The 18,217-nt window shown below is 69.4% G+C and carries 11 protein-coding genes and 1 pseudogene; 9 read left to right on the top strand and 3 right to left on the bottom strand.

Going from position 1 to position 18,217, the window contains the following annotated elements; translation table 11 throughout:
* Positions 1-261: 261 nt before the first annotated feature.
* The 3 genes from ACZ5VQ_RS32605 (at position 262) to ACZ5VQ_RS32595 (ending at position 5,125) form a co-directional block, all read left to right on the top strand.
* On the top strand, positions 262-579 hold the full coding sequence (locus ACZ5VQ_RS32605) for a hypothetical protein (protein ID WP_200400956.1): 318 nt from the start codon (positions 262-264) through the stop codon (positions 577-579).
* Between the two features lie 389 nt (positions 580-968).
* Entirely contained in the window at positions 969-3,242 is a 2,274-nt protein-coding gene (locus ACZ5VQ_RS32600) for a M4 family metallopeptidase (protein ID WP_469108068.1), read from the top strand.
* A gap of 209 nt (positions 3,243-3,451) precedes the next feature.
* Positions 3,452-5,125 carry a tetratricopeptide repeat protein gene (locus ACZ5VQ_RS32595; protein ID WP_469108067.1) on the top strand — a complete coding sequence of 558 codons (1,674 nt, stop codon included), beginning with the start codon at positions 3,452-3,454 and terminating at the stop codon, positions 5,123-5,125.
* 52 nt (positions 5,126-5,177) lie between these two features.
* On the opposite strand, the gene ACZ5VQ_RS32590 is transcribed toward ACZ5VQ_RS32595, so the two are convergent.
* Positions 5,178-8,303 carry a discoidin domain-containing protein gene (locus ACZ5VQ_RS32590; RefSeq protein ID WP_469108066.1) on the bottom strand — a complete coding sequence of 1,042 codons (3,126 nt, stop codon included), beginning with the start codon at positions 8,301-8,303 and terminating at the stop codon, positions 5,178-5,180.
* 268 nt (positions 8,304-8,571) lie between these two features.
* Positions 8,572-11,802 carry a fused isobutyryl-CoA mutase/GTPase IcmF gene (gene icmF, locus ACZ5VQ_RS32585; RefSeq protein WP_469108065.1) on the bottom strand — a complete coding sequence of 1,077 codons (3,231 nt, stop codon included), beginning with the start codon at positions 11,800-11,802 and terminating at the stop codon, positions 8,572-8,574.
* 284 nt (positions 11,803-12,086) lie between these two features.
* On the opposite strand from icmF, the pseudogene ACZ5VQ_RS32580 reads away from it, so the two are divergent.
* The 5 genes and pseudogenes from ACZ5VQ_RS32580 to ACZ5VQ_RS32560 form a co-directional block, all read left to right on the top strand.
* Positions 12,087-12,362: pseudogene (locus ACZ5VQ_RS32580) on the top strand (methyltransferase domain-containing protein); the annotation flags it as partial.
* Positions 12,363-12,444: 82 nt separating this feature from the next.
* Positions 12,445-12,726, top strand: a complete 282-nt coding sequence (locus ACZ5VQ_RS32575) for a methyltransferase domain-containing protein (protein ID WP_469108064.1) — start codon at positions 12,445-12,447, stop codon at positions 12,724-12,726.
* A complete protein-coding gene (gene rraA / locus ACZ5VQ_RS32570; RefSeq protein WP_469108063.1) occupies positions 12,689-13,162 on the top strand; it encodes a ribonuclease E activity regulator RraA in 474 nt (157 codons plus the stop codon). Before ACZ5VQ_RS32575 ends, rraA begins: the two co-directional genes overlap by 38 nt.
* A gap of 44 nt (positions 13,163-13,206) precedes the next feature.
* On the top strand, positions 13,207-13,965 hold the full coding sequence (locus ACZ5VQ_RS32565; protein WP_469108062.1) for an IclR family transcriptional regulator: 759 nt from the start codon (positions 13,207-13,209) through the stop codon (positions 13,963-13,965).
* Positions 13,966-14,064: 99 nt separating this feature from the next.
* Positions 14,065-15,321: a PP2C family protein-serine/threonine phosphatase gene (locus tag ACZ5VQ_RS32560; protein WP_469108061.1), complete on the top strand. Its 1,257-nt coding sequence runs from the start codon at positions 14,065-14,067 to the stop codon at positions 15,319-15,321.
* Here the strand turns inward: ACZ5VQ_RS32560 and ACZ5VQ_RS32555 are convergent.
* Positions 15,293-16,789: a family 43 glycosylhydrolase gene (locus ACZ5VQ_RS32555; protein ID WP_469108060.1), complete on the bottom strand. Its 1,497-nt coding sequence runs from the start codon at positions 16,787-16,789 to the stop codon at positions 15,293-15,295. The genes ACZ5VQ_RS32560 and ACZ5VQ_RS32555 overlap by 29 nt on opposite strands.
* A gap of 380 nt (positions 16,790-17,169) precedes the next feature.
* Here ACZ5VQ_RS32555 and ACZ5VQ_RS32550 point away from each other — a divergent pair, with 380 nt between their 5' ends.
* A complete protein-coding gene (locus ACZ5VQ_RS32550) occupies positions 17,170-18,186 on the top strand; it encodes a LacI family DNA-binding transcriptional regulator (RefSeq protein WP_469108059.1) in 1,017 nt (338 codons plus the stop codon).
* The last annotated feature ends 31 nt before the right edge of the window (positions 18,187-18,217 follow it).

Here is an 18,217-nt window from a genome sequence, read left to right as displayed (position 1 = left end):
GGCCCTTGACCTCGTCCTTTCATTCATTCGGGAGCCTGCCGGAGCCTGTGTCTCGTTTCATGAGTACGCATACTCAAACGGAGTTCCGAATCGAACCGCGGTCCGGGCGCACGACGTGTTCGCATTCCCGGCCGAAGGCGGGGAACGTGGAGTACATGGGAGTCGGGAGCACTGCACGCGAGTCGGGCGCACGAGCCATGCCGTCCGCCCGTCCGCCCCGTGAGGCCCCCGACGGACCAGGCATCCTCGTAAGGAGTTCCAGTGACCACGTACGTCATCACCGTTCCCGGCACGTTCGTCCGCAGTGTCTCCGACGCCGCGCGCTCCGACATCGAGGACAGGCTCCGGCCTCGTGATCCGCAGAACACGGACCTGGGCGAGAGCGAGGAACTGAGCCTGCTGACCGTCGAGGAGGGTGGCATGTTCTCGGCCAGGATCGAGGTCGAGGCGGCGGACCGCTCCAGTGCCGAGAGCGAGGCGGTGGGGCTGGTGTCGAAGGCTCTGCGCGACAGCGGATTCGCCGAGGACGACGCCCCGCTGGGGCAGGCGGTCGTGACCGGTATCGACAGCGAGTTCTGAGTCGGCCGGCGCCTGACCTGCGCCGAGCGGATCAGCCCTCGCGCAGCGGCTGAAAGTGTCCGTCGGCGGTGATGAACTCACAGCAAACAATGGTCAATTCAAGCCGTTGTCTTGTCACTTCCATGACAACCCTGTGCGAGTGGTGTCACTCTGCTGTGGAACATTCACTGTTCGTTCACATCGTCACACCTGTCACACCTCCATGTCCCCCACTCGTACATCCCCGCACCCTCACGTCGCACGCGTCGCCACGTCCTCGGGCGCCTGTGCGTGTCGGCCGGTGCGGAGCTCCTTCCCGCTCCACCCCCCATTCCGGACCGGCCGCAACCCAGCCGGTCCGCTCGCCGTCGGCCCTCACCAGGGGCCGGCTGTCGCAGGAGGAGAAGACCTTGTCCGGGTATCACCGTTCCACCCACCGGCGCAGACGCGCCGCGGCACTGGCCCTCACGACCGCGAGCTCGCTGCTCGTCCTCGGAGTCCAGTCCGGACCCGTGTCCGCCGCACCCGCGGATCCCGGTTCCTCGAAGATCACCGCCACACCGCGTGCCGGTGCGGCCCAGACCGAGCTGTCACCCGCCAAGCGCACCGCGCTCCTCAAGAGCGCGACCGCCAACGCAGGCGACACGGCCGAGCAACTCGGCCTCGGCTCGCGGGAGAAGCTCGTCGTCAAGGACGTCATCAAGGACGCCGACGGCGCGACCCACACCCGGTACGAGCGCACCTACGCGGGACTCCCGGTCCTCGGCGGTGACCTGGTGCTGCACCTCAAGAACGGCCGGACCACCACGTCCAAGGCCACCCGTGCCACCATCTCGGTGCCCACCACCACGCCGAAGATCACCGCGGCCCGTGCCGCCACCAAGGCGCTCGCGATCGGCAAGGCGGCCGACGTGGAGCGGTCCGAGGTCGAAGGCAAGCCCCGGCTCGTCGTCTGGGCCGCTCCCGGATCCAAGCCGGTCCTGGCCTGGGAATCCGTGGTCGAGGGGTTCCAGGAGGACGGCACGCCCAGCGAACTGCACGTCGTCACCGACGCGGCCACCGGCAAGGTCGCCTCGAAGTACGAGAGCGTGCACACCGGCACGGGCACGGGCCAGTACAACGGCTCGGTCCCGATCGGCACCACGGCGTCCGGTTCGTCGTACCAGATGGTCGACGGGGACCGCGCGGGACAGCGCACGTACGACCTGAACCAGGGAACCTCCGGCACTGGCACACTCTTCACGGATGACAACGATGTCTGGGGCGACGGCACCCCGGGCAACCGGCAGACCGCCGGTGTTGACGTCGCCTTCGGGGCGGCCGCGACCTGGGACTACTACAAGAACGTTTACGGCCGCAACGGCATCCGGAACGACGGTGTCGCCGCCTACAGCCGCGCCCACTACGGCAACAACTACGTCAACGCCTTCTGGCAGGACTCCTGCTTCTGCATGACGTACGGCGACGGGTCGGGCAACGCCAAGCCGCTGACCTCGCTGGACGTGGCGGCCCACGAGATGACCCACGGCGTCACCAGCGCCACCGCCAACCTGACGTACTCGGGGGAGTCGGGCGGCCTGAACGAGGCGACCTCCGACATCTTCGCCGCGGCGGTGGAGTTCAACGCCGGTCTGGATGCCGACGTTCCCGACTACCTGGTCGGCGAGAAGATCGACATCAACGGCAACGGCACCCCGCTGCGGTACATGGACAAGCCCTCCAAGGACGGCCAGTCCCGCGACAACTGGGACGCCTCGCTGGGCAGCATCGACGTCCACTACTCCTCCGGTCCTGCCAACCACTTCTTCTACCTGCTGTCCGAGGGCAGCGGAGCGAAGACCGTCAACGGGGTGAACTACGACAGCCCCACCGCCGACGGCGTCCCGGTCGCGGGCATCGGCATCGAGAACGCGGCCCGGATCTGGTACCGGGCGCTGACGACGTACATGACGTCCTCGACCAACTACGCGGGCGCCAGGGTCGCGACCCTGCAGGCCGCGGGTGACCTCTTCGGTGCCTACAGTGACACCTACCTCGCCGTCGCCGCCGCCTGGGCGGGCATCAACGTCGGCGACCGCATAGCGCTGGGCGTCAACGTCTCCCCGATCGACGACCAGACCTCCGGTGTCGGCCAGGAGGTGTCCCTGCAGATCGACGCCTACACGACCAACACGGACGCGACGCTGACCTACGAGGTCACCGGCCTGCCCGACGGACTGACCGCGAGCGACAGCGGGCTGATTTCCGGGGTCCCGACCACGACCGGCACCAGTGAGGTCACCGTGAAGGTGACCGACAGCACGGGTGCGACGGTGTCGGACACCTTCGAGTGGCGGGTGGCGTACGTCTACGGCAACTCCACCCGGGTCGACATCCCCGACGTCGGTGCGGCGGTCGAGTCGCCCGTCACCATCACGGGCCGCCCGGGCAACGCCTCGGCGGCCACGGAGGTGTACGTCAACATCGTGCACACCTACCGGGGTGACCTGACGGTCGATCTGGTCGGACCCAACGGGACCGTGTACTCGCTGCTGAACCGCAGCGGCGGCTCGGCCGACAACGTGAACCAGACCTTCGTCGTGGACGCCTCGGCGCAGCCCGTCGACGGCACCTGGAAGCTGCGGGTGCGTGATGTGGCGTCGATCGACGTGGGCTACATCCAGCAGTGGAGGATCACTCCCTGATCCACCGCCCGCTCTCACGCCCGCCCGGACCGCGCCATGGTCCGGGCGGGCGTTCGGGTCGTACCTTCCGGTCGTACGTTTCGTAGCTTCGAGTCGTACGTTCCGGTCGCCCGGTATCGCTGTGGTGTGTCCGGTATCGCCTCTAGCCTCGGTGGTAGAGATGTCCCTCGGGGCTTCGGCCACGGAGGCGGCACAGGAGAGGCGGACCGATGGACTACTACGATCTCGGCACCCACGGGCGGCCCGTGACGACATCGTCCCCCGAGGCCCAGAAGTGGTTCGACCGCGGCCTGGTCTGGTCGTACGCCTTCCATCACGAGGAAGCCGTCTCCTGCTTCGAGGCGGCCGTAGCGGCGGATCCCGACTGCGCCATGGCCCACTGGGGCATCGCCTACGCCCTGGGCCCCAACTACAACAAGCCCTGGGAGTTCTTCGACGGCGAGGACCTCGCCCGCACCGTCGACCGCACCCACGCCGCCGTCGAGCTCGCCCAGCAGAAGGCAGCCGGCGCCACCCCCGTGGAGCAGGCGCTGATCGGCGCGCTGCGGGCCCGCTACCCGCAGGCGGAGGCGGTCGAGGACTGCTCGGTGTGGAACGCGCCCTACGCCGACAGCATGCGCGCCGTGTACGAACTCGCCCCGGACGACCTCGACATCGCCACGCTCTACGCCGACGCGCTGATGAACCTCACCCCGTGGCAGCTGTGGGACCTGCGCACCGGGGAACCCGCCGAGGGCGCGCGCACGCTCGACGCGAAGGCGGTCCTGGAGCGGGCGATCGCCACCGAGGCAGGGGCGCGGCACCCCGGCATCCTGCACATGTACATCCACCTGATGGAGATGTCCTCGGCCCCCGAGACCGCGCTGCCGGTCGCGGACCGGCTGCGCGGCCTGGTCCCCGACGCCGGCCACCTGCAGCACATGCCCACACACCTGGACGTGCTCTGCGGCGACTACCGGCGCGTGGTGTCCGACAACAGCACGGCGATCGTCGCCGACGAGAAGTACCGCGCGCGGGCCGGGGCGATGAACTTCTACACGCTGTACCGATCGCACAACTACCACTTCAAGATCTACGGCGCGATGTTCCTCGGCCAGTCGAGGACCGCCCTGGAGACGGCCGCCCAGCTCGAAGCCTCCATCCCGGAGGACCTGCTGCGGGTGCAGAGCCCGCCCATGGCGGACTGGCTGGAGGCCTTCCTGGCCATGCGGGTCCATGCGCTGATCCGGTTCGGCCGCTGGTCCGACATCGTGGAACTGCCGCTGCCCGCCGACCCGAAGCTGTACTGCGCGACGACCGCGATGCTCCACTACGCCCGCGGTGTCGCGTTCTCGGCCACCGGCCGGATCGACGCGGCCGAGACCGAACGCGAACTGTTCCGCGAGGCGGTCACCCGGGTACCGGAGACGCGGATGCTGTTCAACAACACCTGCGCCGACATCCTCGCGATTGCGGCGGCGATGCTCGACGGCGAACTGGAGTACCGCAAGGGCAACCACGAGGCCGCCTTCGCCGCCCTGGAACGGTCCATCGAACTGGACGACAGCCTCCCCTACGACGAGCCGTGGGGCTGGATGCAGCCCACCCGCCACGCGTACGGCGCCCTGCTCATCGAACAGGGCCGCATCGCGGAGGCCGAGGCCGTCTACCGGGCCGACCTGGGCCTGGACGACACGCTCCCGCGCGCCCTCCAGCACCCCGGCAACGTCTGGGCGCTGCACGGCTTCCACGAGTGTCTCGTCCGTCTGGGCAAGGTGGGGGAGGCGGAGATCGTGGCCCAGCAACTGAAGATCGCCACGGCACTGGCGGACGTACCGGTCGAGGCGTCGTGCTTCTGCCGCCTCGAAGCGGTCAACGGCGGTGCCGACGGCGGGTGTTGCTGAAGGGGCGAGGCAACGTCCTCGCCCACCCCCGGAAGTGTTCGGTGCGGTGCGGTCACTCCTGCGCAACGGTGAGGGCGATGAGTGAGGCAGGGCGCGCGGTTGATGTGGTGACCCGTAGTGCCACGTAGCGGGCGGTGCGGTCGGTGCGCAGGACGCCACGCGCCGACAGTCGCGCCGCGCCACTGTACGTACGGCCGTCCAGGCTGAACTCGACCTGGGATGCCGGGGCATGGCCTCCTCGCCACTGGGTCCGGATCTCGGTGATGTGCTGTTCGGCACCCAGGTCGACGACCATGCGACCGTCGGGACCGGGCGACCATGCGGTGCCCGCGTCGCCGTCGACCGCGGCCTTGGGGTCCGTCATGCCGGGTGGCAACGGCGCGGTCGGGAAGGTGGTGCGGCCGAGTGCCAGGTCGGCGAGGGGGTAGGCCGTGGCGCGTGGCACGGTGACCGTGGTCGTGCGGCCCGCCCGGACCGTGGCGTCGACGCTCTTGCCCTGTGCCGAGACGGTGACGTGGCAGGAGGGGCCGGTGAGGCGTACGGTCCGGCCGTCGCGCACCTCGGTGCGGAGCCCGACAGGAATGCGGCCGCCGGAGAGGACGAGGCGCGCAGGCGCCAGGGCGGCAGAGGCTGCGGACAGTTCGGCGTGGAAGGCAGTGCCCGATTCGGTGACGGTCTGAACGCCTTGGTAGAGGCGGATTCCCGCGGCGGGAGAACCGGGGATCGTCACGGTGGTGGTCACGGCGTCCGAGGAAAGGTTGAACAGGCTCAGGTGGTGGTCGGTGAGGGCCGCCTTCACCTGTGCGGACTGCGTCGAGGGGGTCTTGCGGGCGGCCGCGGTACGCAGTTCTTCGGGCGTTGCGCCGGGGAGTGCCTCGATGAGCACGCTCTCGGCCGGTCCGTCGGAGAGGACGACCGTGTCTCCGTACACCGAGATCGGGTTGGCGCCGCCTCGCACGAGGAGCCCCGCGCGGCCGTCGATGTCCAGCCATCCGCCACGGCTGGTGAGGTCCGGTCGCGGCCAGGAGACCAGGTCGGTCCACCGCTGCCCGTCGACCGATCCCTGTATCCGGTACGCACGGCCCGCCGCGGCCTCCCAGCGAAGCGTCACCCGGTCCACGTCCCGGGACGCGCCCAGGTCGACCGCGATCCAGCTGTCCGCCCGCGGACGGTCCGCGCGCGACACCGCCCAGCGGCTGGTGGCGTTGCCGTCGACGGCGAGCCTGGGTTCCCTGCCCGGGTCGAAGGAGGACGCGGAGGCTGCCGAACCGGCCTCGCGCGCCAGGTCGGGGCCCGAGGCTCCGTCACGTATCTCGAAGGCGTACAGCGAATAGCCGTACGACGGGTCGGGGCGCACCCCGAACATGCGCAGATGACGGAACCGGGCACGGGGAAAGGTCAGTTCGTCGACGCGTGGGCCGGCGGACGTGCCACCGCTCCCGGCCAAGACCGTTGTGCTTCCCTCTGCGGCCCGATAGGTGCGCTTCCCGTCCAGCCCCGGCATGCCGGGCATGGTCAGGTTGCGCACCTCCAGGTGGCCCTCGCCGTACGCCGTCCCGGAGGACGCGTACACGACGGCGCCGGACGGCAGCGTGGTGAACCCCGCGTACCCGCGGTCCAGCGTGAGCAGGTTCGCGCTGCCGTCGAACCCGTCCCGCAGCCGCGAGTAAGTGACGACCGAACGCCGGGTGACCTTGGCGCCGGTGGTCGGCAGGAACATCGGTGTCGAGCCGCTGAGTGCGAACAGCCAGTCGTCATGGGCCGGTTGCCAGGCGAACTTCACGAAGCCGGACTTGCTGACCGCACCGGACCACGCGCCCGGTGACTGATGGGAGACGAGGCCGGGCCCTGGGCCGTAGTCGGTGACGCCGCTCGCCCGTTCGAAGAGCTCGCGCTGTGACAGGGGACGCACCGGTGCCTGCCCCGACCGGGCCCGCCACTCGTGCAGCAGGTAGCTGATGGCCAGTTCGGCCCGGGCCTCCGGCTCGTACTTGGACTCGCCCGAGAACTTCGCGAGACGGTACTGCGGCGGGTACTCCTGATACGACTCCAGGCGCTCGGCCAGGGCCACTTCACAGCGGGCCGCCGCACGGTCGCCGACGACCTGGGCCAGGAAGGCGAGCGGAATGACGTCCCGCCCGTAGAGGTGCTCGCGATCGGCGACCATCGGCATCAGGGGCTCGCCCGCGTCGCTCATCACGCCGAGCAGGGTGCGCCACAACGGCCCGGCGTTCGGCTGTGCCGTGAACACCTCGGGCAGAGCGCGGCCCGCGGCGAGGAAGTGGGCGCTGTTGCGTCCCGAAGTACGCCAGAGTTCTTCCTGGTAGTGCGGGCCGAACGAACCGTGGTTCTCGACGATGAACGTGTCATAGAGGTTCTGCGCGGTGTTCGCGCTGACGGCGACCCCGTCCACGCGGGCCGGGTTGGCGAGGTCGGCGGCCGGCAGCCCCGCCTCGTTGCGGCTCCACCGGCCGAAGGCGGCGCGCCATGCCTCGTACCGCGGATCGTCGCTCGCCCAGGCCAGACCGGGGGCCAGTGACTGGGTGTAGACCCCCATCTCCTCCAGCTTGGTGTCGCCTTCGAATCCGCCGCTCAGGCCGTGCGGGGTCCAGCCACCGGAGCCGGGGTCGTCGCCCGTGCCCAACTGCGTGGTGAACTGCGCCTGTTCGCGGGCGATGGTGTCGACATTCCGGCGCGTCGCCTCGTCGAGGTCGTCCCACAACAGGCGGGCCGCGAGCACGAAGTACGACTGGAACGTGGTGTCCCAGAACAGCCGCCGCCCCCACTTGGTACCGCCGGTCAGCCGGTTGGACGCCGCGAAGTTCTTCACGGTGGCGACGGTCCTGGCGCGCAGGGTGTCCTTGTCGACTCCGGCCCGCTCGGCGTCGTACGGGCCGCGGGTCAGCAGGACGGCGTTGCCGAGTACGACGGCGAAGCCGAAGTCCTTGTCGGTGTAGTGGCCCTGGGCCGGGTCCCATTGCTGCTCCGACCACCGGGTGTGGGAGAGCAGGACGCGGTAGTACGTGTCGGAGACAGGGTCCTCTCCTGGGGCGGCCGCGGTTGTCGCGGCGGAGGCCCGGCCCGAACCCAGGGCGAGCGGGAGGCCGGTCACGATGCCGGAACCGCCGAGGAGTTGCATGGCTCGACGGCGTGTGAACCCCACGGCGCGCTGCGACATGTACGCAACCTTTCGACAACGTTGTCAGAGTGTGCGGTCATTCTGTGGTCGTCCCGTGCGCACGTCAATACTCTCGGAGTCCCTCGCAGCACATGGTGGGCCGCGCGTGACGATCGGCGCACGCCCACCTTCGGTCCCGGTTGGGGCGGGCTCTTCCCCGACCTGGTGAGTGTGCCGTACGCGGACGCGACAGCACCTCGCCCAACGCCCCGGGCCGACCTGCTCGACCGGGCCGCGTGGCGGGGCACTTGACCGGACGGGCGCCGGGTCAGACGTTGCGGCGGTACTGGCCTCCGACCTCGAAGAAGGCGTCGGTGATCTGCTGGAGGGAGCAGACTCGGGCGGTCTCCATGAGGACGGCGAAGACGTTGTCGCCGCTGACGGCCGCGTCCTTGAGGGCGGCCAGGGCCGCGTGGGCCGGGTCGCGGTGACGGGACTGGTAGTCGCGCACGCGCTCCAGCTGGGACTGCTTCTCGTCCTCGGTGGCGCGGGCCAGTTCGATGACGACGGGTTCGGCGGTGTCCGCGTGGGGGTTGCGGAAGGTGTTGACGCCGATGAGGGGCAGGGTGCCGTCGTGCTTCCGCTGTTCGTAGAGCATCGACTCGTCCTGGATACGGCCGCGCTGGTAGCCGGTCTCCATGGCGCCGAGCACACCGCCCCGCTCGCTGATCCGCTCGAACTCCTGGAGGACGGACTCCTCGACCAGATCGGTGAGTTCGTCGATGATGAACGAGCCCTGGAGGGGGTTCTCGTTCATGGCCAGGCCCCATTCCCTGTTGATGATCAACTGGATGGCCAGGGCGCGGCGGACGGAGTCCTCGGTGGGGGTGGTCACGGCCTCGTCGTAGGCGTTGGTGTGCAGGCTGTTGCAGTTGTCGTAGATGGCGATGAGTGCCTGCAGGGTGGTGCGGATGTCGTTGAAGTCCATCTCCTGGGCGTGCAGGGAGCGTCCGGAGGTCTGGACGTGGTACTTCAGTTTCTGGCTGCGCTCGTTGGCCCCGTACTTCTCCTTCATCGCGACGGCCCAGATCCGGCGGGCGACGCGGCCCAGGACCGAGTACTCCGGGTCCATGCCGTTGGAGAAGAAGAACGACAGGTTGGGGGCGAAGTCGTCGATGTGCATGCCCCGCGCGAGGTAGGCCTCCACGTAGGTGAAGCCGTTGGCGAGGGTGAAGGCGAGCTGGCTGATGGGGTTCGCCCCGGCCTCGGCGATGTGGTAGCCGGAGATGGACACCGAGTAGAAGTTGCGGACCTTGTTGGCGATGAACCACTCCTGGATGTCGGCCATCATCCGCAGGCTGAACTCGGTGGAGAACAGGCAGGTGTTCTGCCCCTGGTCCTCCTTGAGGATGTCGGCCTGCACCGTGCCGCGCACGTTCGCCAGTGCGTGCGCACGCAGTTCATCCGTCTCCTCGGGGGAGGGGTCACGGCCCTCGGCGGTACGGAACCTCTCGACCTGCTGGTCGATGGCCGTGTTGAGGAAGAACGCGAGCACGGTGGGGGCCGGGCCGTTGATCGTCATCGACACCGAGGTCGTCGGCGCGGTCAGGTCGAAGCCGTCGTAGAGCGCCTTCATGTCGTCCAGGGTCGCGACCGACACGCCGGACGTGCCGACCTTGCCGTAGATGTCGGGACGCTCGTCCGGGTCGCGGCCGTAGAGGGTGACCGAGTCGAAGGCGGTGGAGAGGCGGGTGGCCGGCTGGCCCTCGGACAGCAGCTTGAAGCGTCGGTTGGTGCGGAACGGATCTCCCTCACCGGCGAACATCCGCGCCGGGTCCTCACCGTCGCGCTTGAAGGGGAACACCCCGGCGGCGAACGGGAAGTGGCCGGGCAGGTTCTCCCGACGCCAGAACCGGACCAGCTCCCCGTGGTCGGTGAACCGGGGCAGCGAGACACGCGGGATCCTGTTCCCCGAAAGGGACTCGCGGGTCAGCTTGGTGCGGATCTCCTTGTCCCGCGCCTTCACGACCAGCTCGTCGCCGGAGTACGAGGCCACGACGGAGGGCCAGTTCGCGATCTGCTCCCTGATGTCCTGCGGGAGCTGCTTGCGGGCGCTGTCGAGCAGCGACTGGACGTTCCCCGCCTCGGAGCCGGCCGCGACCAGCTCGCCCTTCACGGCCTCCAGGAGCTGAACCCGCCGGGCCGCCTCGGCCAGCAGCTCGGTGGCGGCGTGGTACCCGCGGACCGAGTCGGTGATCTCGGCGAGGTAGCGGACCCGGTCCGCGGGAACCACCTGCCGGATGCCGGAGGAGTGGCGCACGTCGACCGGCGCCAGCGTGCCGTCGGACAACGGCAGCCCGTGCTCGGCCAGCGCCGCCTTCACGTACTGGTAGAGCGCGGTGACACCGTCGTCGTTGAACGTGGCCGCTGAGGTGCCGAGCACCGGCATGTCCTCGGGCCGCTTCCCGAACGCCTCGCGGTTGCGGACCAGTTGGCGGCCCACGTCGCGCAGCGCGTCCTTGGCGCCGCGCCGCTCGAACTTGTTGATCGCCACGACGTCGGCGAAGTCGAGCATGTCGATCTTCTCCAGCTGCGAGGCGGCGCCGAACTCCGGCGTCATCACGTACATCGACGTGTCGACGAACGGCACGATCGCCGCGTCGCCCTGGCCGATGCCCGGTGTCTCTACGATCACCAGGTCGAAGCCGGCGGCTTTGACCACGTCGATCACCTCGGACAGGTGCGCGGGCAGCTCGTGGCTGCCGCGGGTGGCCAGGCTCCGGAAGAAGATCCGGTTCCCGTCGAGGGAGTTCATACGGATCCGGTCACCGAGCAGCGCACCGCCGCCACGGCGGCGGGTCGGGTCGACCGCGATCACCGCGATCCGCAGCTTGTCCTGCTGGTCGAGACGGAACCGGCGCACCAGCTCGTCGGTCAGCGACGACTTGCCCGAGCCGCCGGTGCCTGTGATGCCGACCACCGGCGTGCTGCGTACGGCCCCGGCGGCACGCAGCTGCTCCAGGAGATCCGGGGGCAGCTTGCCGAGTTCCGCACCGGTGATGGCGCGGGCGATCGCGAACCGGTCGCCCGCGAGGACGGCGGCCGCGTCGGCGGGCTTGCCGTCCCAGAGGTCGAAGTCGCAGTCCTTCACCACTGTGTTGACCATCCCGGCGAGGCCCATGCGCTGGCCGTCCTCAGGGGAGAAGATGGTCACCCCGCTGTTGCGCAGCCGGGTGATCTCCTCGGGCACGATGACACCGCCCCCGCCGCCCACCACGCGCACGTGCTCGGCTCCCTGCCGGCGCAGCGAGTCGACCAGGTACTCGAAGTACTCCACGTGCCCGCCCTGGTAGGACGAGACGGCCACACCGTGCGCGTCCTCCTCAAGGGCCGCGTCCACGACCTCCTGCACCGACCGGTTGTGCCCGAGATGGATCACCTCGGCCCCTTGGGACTGGAAGATCCGCCGCATGATGTTGATCGAGGCGTCATGCCCGTCGAACAGCGCCGACGCGGTGACCAGACGGATGGGGTGCACGGGGCGGTGCAGGTCGCTCATGGGGGCCTTCCCAGACAGGTCAGGGGAACGCTGACTGATTAGATAGTAGGACGTCCTAGTAAATTACAGGAGGCGATGGCGGTGTGAGCAGAAGCACAGGGCGCGCGCGAGTCGGCTCGGCGTCTTGAGAGCCCCCTCTCGGGGCCCGCGCAGGTTACAGGCTCCGCGACCGCAGACCGCAGACCGCAGACCGCAGACCGGCGGACGGCACGGTGAGGACACGGACCGACCCGGCCATCCCGAAGGGCGGGGCCGCGACTGTCCCGCGGCGCTAGCTTTCCCCCATGAGCCGCCCCAACGTGCCACACGCCTTCACCGCGGTCGACAGCCAAGCCCGGCCGGCAGAGCTCGTCGAGGTGTTGAAGCGACTGACCGCCGAGCCGTTCTACGGGGCCTACAAGCAGCGGCTTCGAGAGCTCCTGCACGCCCGTCCCGGCGGACGATTCCTCGATGTGGGCGCGGGAACGGGGGACGGCGCCCTTGCTCTGAGCGCCGAATCGGGAGCACGGGTCGTCGGAGCGGACAGTTCCCTGACGATGGCCGCCGCGATGAAGGAGGCGGGCCTCGGACACGTAGTCGTGGCGGACGGGCACCGGCTGCCGTTCCGGGACTCGTGCTTCCGACGGCGCATGGGCGGATCGCGTGCTCCAGCACGTGGAGGATCCGGCGCGGGTCGTCGACGAGATGTCCCGCGTGGTCCGCCCAGGCGGCAGGATCGTGCTGGCCGACCCCGACTACGCCACCCAGGTCCTCGACATCGAGGACCAGCACCTCGACACCGCTGACGCCGACCGGTTCGTCGCCCAGTTCGATCAGGCGGTCCGCGCCGGACGCTTCACCTACGCTGTCACTTTCTTCCTGACCTCAGGGACACGAGAGGAACCCGATGGAGCCCACAGCCGACCTCTACGACGAGCACGGTGACGACCTCCAGTCGTGCACCACCCAGTTCCGGATCTTCGGCGCCCGGACGTCGTTCGAGGGGGCCGTCACGACCGTGAGGTGCCACGAGGACAACGTGATCCTCAAGGCCACCCTCGGTGAGCCCGGCGCGGGGCGGGTGCTCGTCGTCGACGGCGGTGGCTCGCTGGCCGCCGCTCTGATGGGGGATCTCATCGCCGACCTGGGTGCGTCCAACGGCTGGGAGGGCGTCGTCATCAACGGCGTCGTCCGTGATGTCGAGGCACTGTCCAAGATCAACCTCGGCGTGAAGGCCCTCGGTTCCAACCCCCGCAAGAGCCGCAAGGACGGGATCGGGGACAAGGACGTCGAGGTCTCGTTCGGCGGGGTGACCTTCACACCCGGCTGCCACCTCTACAGCGACGCCGACGGGATCCTCGTCACTCGCGCCCAGGGCTGAGCGCTCGCCTTGCCCGCGACGCCCGTCCGGCGCACGCTGGTCCTATGGGCGAGCACGACGGCCCCACCCTCATCACGTCCGTCCAGCGGGCCTTCCGCCTTCTGGAAGCCGTCAGCGCGCACCAGAACGGGGCGCCGGCGAAGCAGCTGGCACGTGAGACGGGCCTGCCCCTGGCCACCGCCTATCACCTGTTGCGGACACTGGTCCACGACGGATACCTGCGGAAGCTGGACGACGGCGGCTTCGTCCTGGGCGACAAGCTGCAGATGATGCAGAGCACGGGCCGTGGTCAGGCGCTGCTCAGCCGTGTCCGCCCCACGCTCGCCGCGTTGCGCGACGAGCTCACGACCGCGGCCTACCTCACCTTCTACGAGGAGGGTGAGATCCGGGTCGCGGAGATCGTCGACGGCCCCCGGGCGCCCCGCGTCGACCTCTGGGTGGGGTTCGAGGACGCGGGCCACGCCACCGCGCTGGGCAAGGCCGTGCTCAGGGAACTGGACGACGAGAACCGCAAGGACTACCTCTCCAGGCACCACCTCGCCGACCTCACACCACGGACGATCACCAGCAGACCGGAACTGCTCCGGCGCCTGGACACCTCACCCGTGGCCCCGGCCGTCACGGATCTGGAGGAGTACGCCCTGGGCACGGTCTGCGTCGCCGTGCCCGTCTACAGCGGGGACACGCTCGGCTCGCTCGGCGTCTCGATGCCGGTCGACCGGCTCTCCCGAGTGGAGGACGTCCGGGCACGGCTGATCCCGACCGCGAACCGCGTGACCAGGAGCCTGTCGCTCACTATCTGAAAATCCGCTTCTTGTGAGGTCCGGGCCGACACCGTTTCCTGGATGAAACCGGCATTTCAGGAATGTGCGCCGTGCACAGGTGAGGACAGCGGACGAAGTATGAGTCAGGCCCGTGATCATGGCGGCAACCACTGGTCCATACGGACACTCAGGAACCGGGTGAGCGATCCCGGGGCCTCGGCACGTGGCCGGGCCACCGCGCGGTTGGCCGCCGGGACGCCCGTACTGCACCTGCTCCACGTACTGCCCGTGCTGATCGTCTCCGTCGTCGTGCTCGCCGACTTCGTCGGTGGAGCGGGCATGGTCTGGCTGCCCCTCCTGGTGGCCGGGCCCGCACTGGCCGCCACCACGAACGGGCCGCGCGGTGTCGTGTGCGTCGGTTTCCTCGCGGCGGTGCTCGGGGCGACGCTCGGAGCCCGGGACGGCGTTCCGGGCCGTGAACTGGCGGCCGTGCTGTCGGCCCTGGCCGCCGTCACCGTGGCGAGTGGCCTGGCCAGCGCGCTGCGCGGGCGCCGTGACCGGGTGCTCGCCGCTGTCCGTTCGGTCGCGGAGACAGCCCAGCACGCGCTGCTCAAGCCCGTACCGGCGACCGTCGGCCCGTTCCAGGTGGCCGTCCGCTACAGCGCCGCGGCGGCCGAGGCCCGCATTGGCGGGGATCTCTACGCACTGATACCCACCCCGTACGGGGTGCGGCTGATCGTCGGCGATGTGCGGGGGAAGGGACTGCCGGCCGTGGGGACCGCCGCGCTGGTGCTCGGTGTCTTCCGTGAGGCCGCCTACGACGAGCCCGACCTCCTCGCCGTCATCGACAGGATCGAGCGGAGCCTGGCGCGCAATCTCGGTTGCGACGACTTCGTCACCGCCGTGGTCGCCGGTTACTCACAGGCAGGGCAGCTGGAGCTGGTGAACTGCGGACACGCGCCTCCGCTGCTGGTACGCGCGTCCGGAGGCGTCGAGGCGGTGGAGCCCACGCATCCGGCCCCGCCCCTCGGGCTGCGCGCCCTCGCCAAGCACACCCCCGCCCTGGAGGTCGTGCCGTTCGCCGACGGGGATCAGCTGCTGCTCTACACCGACGGGGTCACCGAGGCCCGCGACCGCGGCCGGGAGTTCTACCAGCTCGCCGATGGGCTGGCACGCCACGTGTCCGACGAGCCGGCCCGCACCCTCACCGCGCTGCATGACGAACTGCTGGCACATGTCGGCGGTCGCCTCCACGACGACGCGGCACTGCTCCTGATCCGCAAACCGACGGTCCGGGAAGTGGTGGTTCCCGAACCGACGGTTTCCGGAGTGACTCCTCTCGGAGCTACTGGTTCCGAAGCGACGGCTACTCGCCCGACGGCGCCGTCAGTGTGACGCCGAGGGCCACCGGTGTGCCGAAGTTCGGCGTGCCGTCGGCGTTCCAGGTGAACTTCTGCGCCCGGGTGGACCGGTTCATGTCGCAGCCGCCGCCCGCGGAGTTGTTCGCGTGGTAGACGATCCAGTCCTCGGTCCCGTCCGGCGACTTGAAGAAACCGTTGTGGCCGGGGCCGTACACACCGTTGGCGTTGGACCGCTGGAAGACCGGGTTCGGTGACTTGACCCAGGAGGCGGAGCTGAGCGGGTCACCTCCGTTGTACGTCAGCATCCCCAGCTTGTAGTCGGGCGTGGAGCAGTGGCTCGCGGAGTAGACGATGAAGGTCTTGCCGCCCCGCTGCAGCACCTCGGCGCCCTCGTTGACCGCACCGCCCACCGTCTCCCAGCCGTAGGTCGGAGTGGACAGCACCCGGCGCGTACCGCTCGCGGTCCACGGGTTCGACAGCGGCCGGATGAACATGGGCTGCGAGCCGTTGTAGAACGTGCCGAGGAGATAGAGCTGACCGTTCAACTGCAGGATGCCCGGGTCCAGTTCCCAGGTGTTGTCCTGGGTCGGGTCCAGCAGGTCGGCCTTGAAGCTGTAGGGGCCCATCGGGTCCAGGCCCGCGCTCTCCAGGACGTGGATCCGCTGGGTTCCCAGGTCGTACGGCTCCCGTCCGGCCGTGTAGTAGAAGTACCACCGCTTCCCGTTGGGACCGTCGAGCAGGTGGAACTCCGGAGCCCACATCGTGCCGGCGCCGTTGGGCCTGGTGAGGTTGAAGATCACCTGGTCGGTTGCCGTGGCGAGGCCCGCCAGGGTGCCGGCCTTGCGCATGGTGACCGTCGAGTTCCAGGTGGTCGTGGCGAGGTAGTAGTAGCCGTCGTAGTACGTCAGCCAGGGGTCGGGGCCGCGCTGGGAGAGCGGGTTGGCGAACGTGCCCGGGCCCGTGCCGCCGCCGGTGAAGCCGGGCAGGCGCCACACCCTGCCGTTCCCGGTACCGCACGGCAGCTGCACCAGGCCCGTGTTCGAGGCCGACGAACCGCCGCTCGGCACGACGCACTTGCCGGAGCCGACGGAGACGAGGTGGAACGTCTTGTCGGCTCCACTGACGGTCACGGGCACGAGCCGCCACCGCTGGTTCGTGCCGTTGTGGCAGGTCCACTGGATGATCGTGGCGTTGTCCGCGGTGGACGCGCCGTAGACGTCGACACACTGGCCCGAGGCATGCGTACTGATGGTGTAGGTGTCGGGCGTCCCCGCGACCGGCGTGAAGCCGAAGGACTGGCTCGCGCCGGAGGCGCAGGTGTTGGCACGGAGCTGTGTTCCGCTCGTCGTCGAACTGCCCGGCACACCAAGGCAGTTGGCGCTGTTCTGGTTCACCCCCGTCGAGGTGAACGTGACGGCGGCGGCCGCGCGCGGCGGCGCCAGGAAGACGAACACCATGGCGAGCACGGCGGTGAGCACGGACAGGCATCTGGAACGAGTCACTTGGGCACACCCTTCATCGCTTGGCCGTTGACGCGGGGCCGTACACCTTCGTCTCCAGAAGACCCACGGAGTTGGTGCCGTTCCCGGTGAGCAGCACCCGTAGCCGTGTGGTGCGTTTGAGCCGCGCGACCGCCGGGGCCGTAGGTGATGGCGTGTCCCTGACATGCGCAGTGCGCTGATGCGGCGCCGCAAATGAGGCTGACCTAAAAGGTTTTCGCAACGTAGAGGCGGGCTGACGCACTGTCAACAGCCGAGAGTGGGCCGCATCCCTTAGCCGTATCCCTTACATGGCAAGGGCTTACCGGTCTAGGTTCGGACCGGGCGAGGGCAGATGGCGTCTGAAGTGCCGGTTCCTCTATGCGGAAAAGGTTTTCGTGACGATGGGTTCTACGCGGCGACGCGCGACCACGATCACCGATGTGGCCACACGCGCGGGGGTGTCGATCGCGACCGCGTCCAAGGCTCTCAACGGCCGGAGCCAGGTCCGCGCCGAGACCCTCCAGCGTGTGCTCCGGGCGGCGGAGGAACTGGGATACCAGCCGAACGCGCTCGCCCAGAGCCTGATCTCCGGCCAGACCCGCACCGTCGGGCTGCTCACCAGCGACAGCGTCGGCCGCTTCGGCATCCCCGTGCTGCTCGGCGCGGAGGACGCCTTCGGCACGGGGGAGATGGCCGTCCTGCTCTGTGACGCCCGCGGAGACGCCATCCGCGAGCGGCACTACCTTCGCACCCTGCTCGCCCGTCGCGTCGACGGGATCATCGTGGTCGGCGAGAGCACGGATCCACGACCGTCGATCAACCTCGATCTGCCCGTGCCCGTCGTCTACGCCTATGCGCCCTCCGACGACCCGCAGGACGTCTCGTTCGTGCCCGACGACATGGGAGGGGCGCGCATCGCCGTCCAGCACCTGCTGACCGTCGGCAGACGGCGCATCGCCCACATCACCGGGCCCACCCACTACCAGGCCGCCCAGGACAGGGCGGCCGGCACCGTCGAGACCCTGGAAGAGACGGGCCTTGCCCTCTCCGGCGGCCAGGTTCTCTTCGGTGCCTGGTCGCGGCGATGGGGGCGGCAGGCGGCCGAGATCGTACTCACCGCCGACCCGGAGACCGACGCCGTGTTCTGCGGAAGCGATCAGATCGCTGCGGGGTTCGTCGAGGCGGCCCGCGAACGGGGCCGCCGCGTTCCCGACGACATCGCGGTCGTCGGATACGACAACTGGGAGGTCCTGTCCGCCGAGACCAGGCCACCGCTGACGACCATCGACATGAACCTGGAGGTGCTGGGCCGCACCGCCGCCCAGCACCTGTTCGCCGCCATCGGCGGCCGGGCCGCCTCGGGAGTGCATCGCATGCCCTGCAGCCTGACGATCCGGGAGTCGACCGTGGTGGAGTAGGACCGCCGGGCGCGGTGCCTACTGCACAACA

Source organism: Streptomyces sp. NPDC033178 (assembly GCF_055577685.1).
This window is presented reverse-complemented; position numbering and strand designations above follow the sequence as displayed.

Bases quoted from the DNA above. Each gene is read 5' to 3' on its own strand.
- ACZ5VQ_RS32590 (WP_469108066.1), bottom strand. From the start codon at position 8,303: ATGTCGCAGCGCGCCGTGGGGTTCACACGCCGTCGAGCCATGCAACTC.
- ACZ5VQ_RS32560 (WP_469108061.1), top strand. From the start codon at position 14,065: ATGAGTCAGGCCCGTGATCATGGCGGCAACCACTGGTCCATACGGACA.
- rraA (WP_469108063.1), top strand. From the start codon at position 12,689: ATGGAGCCCACAGCCGACCTCTACGACGAGCACGGTGACGACCTCCAG.
- icmF (WP_469108065.1), bottom strand. From the start codon at position 11,802: ATGAGCGACCTGCACCGCCCCGTGCACCCCATCCGTCTGGTCACCGCG.
- ACZ5VQ_RS32550 (WP_469108059.1), top strand. From the start codon at position 17,170: ATGGGTTCTACGCGGCGACGCGCGACCACGATCACCGATGTGGCCACA.
- ACZ5VQ_RS32565 (WP_469108062.1), top strand. From the start codon at position 13,207: ATGGGCGAGCACGACGGCCCCACCCTCATCACGTCCGTCCAGCGGGCC.
- ACZ5VQ_RS32595 (WP_469108067.1), top strand. From the start codon at position 3,452: ATGGACTACTACGATCTCGGCACCCACGGGCGGCCCGTGACGACATCG.